The 3,071-nt window shown below is 29.3% G+C and carries 5 protein-coding genes; all 5 read left to right on the top strand.

All coding sequences use genetic code 11. The features are described from left to right. The coding region (locus tag CD172_RS09250) for a DDE-type integrase/transposase/recombinase (protein ID WP_142384435.1) at nucleotides 1–326 on the top strand (326 nt) is incomplete at its 5' end. 129 nt (nucleotides 327–455) lie between these two features. Further along, complete coding sequence (locus CD172_RS09245) at nucleotides 456–656, top strand: hypothetical protein (RefSeq protein WP_105988569.1); 201 nt, start codon at nucleotides 456–458, stop codon at nucleotides 654–656. Between the two features lie 37 nt (nucleotides 657–693). Then, nucleotides 694–1,377, top strand: coding sequence for a hypothetical protein (locus CD172_RS09240; RefSeq protein ID WP_103346178.1), 684 nt, complete (start codon nucleotides 694–696; stop codon nucleotides 1,375–1,377). Then, nucleotides 1,374–1,685 (top strand): hypothetical protein, encoded by a 312-nt coding sequence (locus CD172_RS09235; protein WP_103346177.1) that lies wholly within the window; start codon nucleotides 1,374–1,376, stop codon nucleotides 1,683–1,685. Before CD172_RS09240 ends, CD172_RS09235 begins: the two co-directional genes overlap by 4 nt. A gap of 57 nt (nucleotides 1,686–1,742) precedes the next feature. Beyond that, nucleotides 1,743–2,957: a Shedu immune nuclease family protein gene (locus tag CD172_RS09230; RefSeq protein WP_103346176.1), complete on the top strand. Its 1,215-nt coding sequence runs from the start codon at nucleotides 1,743–1,745 to the stop codon at nucleotides 2,955–2,957. Nucleotides 2,958–3,071: the final 114 nt, after the last annotated feature.

Here is a 3,071-nt window from a genome sequence, read left to right as displayed (position 1 = left end):
TTAAACGTCTTATTAAACAATTTGGCAAACCTCAAATGATAATTACAGACCAAGCCCCTTCAACGAAGGTGGCAATGTCCAAAGTGATTAAAGATTTTCAATTTAGCCCGAACTGTCATTGTACCTCTAAATATTTAAATAACTTCATTGAACAAGATTATCGTCATATCAAAGTAAGGAAAATAAGTTATCAAAGTATCAATACGGCAAAGAATACGATCAAAGGCATTGAATGTATTTATGGCTTATATAAAAAGAACCGCAGATCTCTTCAGATCTACGGGTTTTCGCCATGCCGTGAAATTAGCATCATGCTAGCGAGTTAATACGAAGTATTATTTTAAACATGAATCTAGAGGTCTATTTTTTAACTTTGCAACAGAACCCTCTGGTTGTTATTTGGAACGTTTGATGAAATTTTAGATTGTCATTATGTTGAAGATGGTTACGGCACGATGACTTATAAAGAAGTTCAGGTTAGATATAATGCAAAAAAAGACCACATGAGAATAGATATTGCTGATATTACAATAGAAGGGACTCTGGATGAGATTAGAGCATTTAGACATTCTCCTATTAAGCATTTTAATATGTTAGACCCTATAGCAGCATCACATAGAGTGGAAGATTACACTGGTAGTATAGTACCAATATAAAGTGCGTCACTAAATATAAATAATTAGGAGGCTTCTAATGTTAAACATAGTCTATACTTTAGAAGATATATTAGAAGGACGTATTAAGTTAGAGATCCACCCAGATTACGATAGTGCAACGAAAGAAATTTTAAAATCGATGATAAAAGAATCGGATTTCCCTGAACGTGTTTCAGTAAAAGATATTGAGTATAATGTAGTGATTAATAATAAAGCTGATAAAAATGAATGGAAAAAAAGGATAGATAGAGCTATTCAAAGTGGAACTTTAAATGGAAGCGGAGATGAACTAGATATTATAGAGTTTGTGTGTGAGCAAGATGACATAACGAGTGTTACAACTAAAATATTGTCAGACCCAGACGATTTTAGAGGGCTTGTAGCTTATGAAGATGATGAAGTATTTGCGAATACACTAGAAGATGCATTAGAAAACAGAGAAACCTTAGTTGAAGCTTTTAAAGAAATCAGAGGCGATGATTATATCGTTGAGATAGTAAAACAAAATAATGAACTTTATTCTTATAACTTAGGCATTGAGGATATAGATATTCGATATATAGGTACTAATATTTCAATGGAACAGTTTGTAGAAAGATATAGAAAGAGAATCAAAAGCTATACTATTGAAGATTTTATTAATGAAGGTGAATTTTGGGAACTACTTATTGAAAATAAACACACAAAATTTGATATAGATAGAAGAGTGGCGTTTAGGTGATCGAATTTAAAATTGCGCAAACCTTAAACAATGATATAAAGAAAAATTTAACTTTTGAAGAAGAGGTGCAAAAACTAGATAAAGTTTTAAAAGAAGATATAGAAAAGGCGTACCCGTTTACAATAATGTCTTTAGTTAAGGTTTGGAAGGTATCTTTAAAGCGTTATGATGACAAGGTAGAAAAAGATATTCAAAAGATACTAGATGTTCCTGCATTAGAAGAAATAAGTATCGCAGAAGGCTATTTTCAATTGTTCTCTGGAAATAAAGACTATGACGATTACATTATAGAAAATCTTAGCAAATAATGACAAAGGATTTGAAAGTTATACTAAGCCGAAAGTTTTTATATGGAGGGAATCTGAATGAAAATTAAATTTTTTGTTCTGGAAGATGAAGAAAATACTCTAAAATGTAGCTTAGAAAGAGAAAGCTACACTTATTTAGATACAAGTTATAATGTCAGATTAAAGAGCACATTTTATCTCAAGGGTAATGAGTATGTTTTGGAGGACGACGACACAGTTATCTTTACTGTAGGGCACTTAACAAGTGACAAAGATTTCTATGAGCTTGATAGGGAAATTTTTGATATAAATAATAGTATTTTTATTCACCGATCTCTTATTAGACATATCAATCACAAACACCTTGTTCATAACGGTAGAATTTCTATATTAAAAAAACTTAGTAACTTAATATCTAGTGATATTTTCATTGCACCGGATGAGTTTGTAGAATCAAACGAAATTGATATGCTTTTACCTTGGACTAAATATCAAGAGTTAGTTAATAGATTTCCTAAAAGTACAGAATTAATACATTATGCTAATGCAAGAATTGCTAATATAGTAAAAGACTATTTGGATTTGAATGAAGATTATGATGAAAAGTTTGAGAAGTATCTTTCCAAAAAAAGGCGAGAAATGAATGATAAAAGCCATAACGAAAGGATACTTTTTGGTAATGAAATTGATAATCAGATTGTAGAAAGAGAAATAGGAAAATATACAGTAGCTTTAAATAAATTGAAAACAAATATAGAATCTGACAGTTATCGTGAATTAAATTGGGAAGAGGATATTTTAAACATACTGGTATTAATTTTTCCACAGTACAAGTTGGCTATTAAAGAATTAACTATAAGTAACAATAAAAGAATTGACTTTGTATTAGTAGATTTATTAAATAATATAGATTTAATAGAGATAAAAACCCACACAAGGAAAATCTTTGGAAGAAAATATAGAGGTAATTACGCTCCTAGTGTAGAATTATCAGGATCAATTATGCAGATCGAGAAATATATATATGATTTAACTAGCGATATTACTAAAAATACTGATCTAATAAAAAATAAAATAGCGGATAGTACAGTAGACGTTAGCATTGTAAACCCTAAAGGTTTTATTATTATTGGTAGAACAAATGATTTAAATGAACAACAAAAGAAAGATTATAGGGTAATAAAAAATAAATATTCTAATATTGTAAGTATATATAGTTACGATGAATTAATTGAGATGTTGGAATCTTTGATAGACAGGTTTAATAATAATAAATTAGATATTACTGATTAAAATAAACTGTAGATAAGTCTAAGTAGGTATCATAGGAATATCTATTAAAAATACCTTCAGTATTCATTAGTCCTCACATAAGAGGACTTTTTATATTTTTCTATAGAATGACAA

Origin of the sequence: Staphylococcus agnetis (assembly GCF_002901865.1) — a bacterium.
Lineage (GTDB): Bacteria > Bacillota > Bacilli > Staphylococcales > Staphylococcaceae > Staphylococcus > Staphylococcus agnetis.
This window is presented reverse-complemented; position numbering and strand designations above follow the sequence as displayed.

Excerpts from the sequence above, each read along its gene's own strand:
- CD172_RS09240 (WP_103346178.1), top strand. The coding sequence starts at position 694 with ATGTTAAACATAGTCTATACTTTAGAAGATATATTAGAAGGACGTATT.
- CD172_RS09245 (WP_105988569.1), top strand. The coding sequence starts at position 456 with ATGACTTATAAAGAAGTTCAGGTTAGATATAATGCAAAAAAAGACCAC.
- CD172_RS09230 (WP_103346176.1), top strand. The coding sequence starts at position 1,743 with ATGAAAATTAAATTTTTTGTTCTGGAAGATGAAGAAAATACTCTAAAA.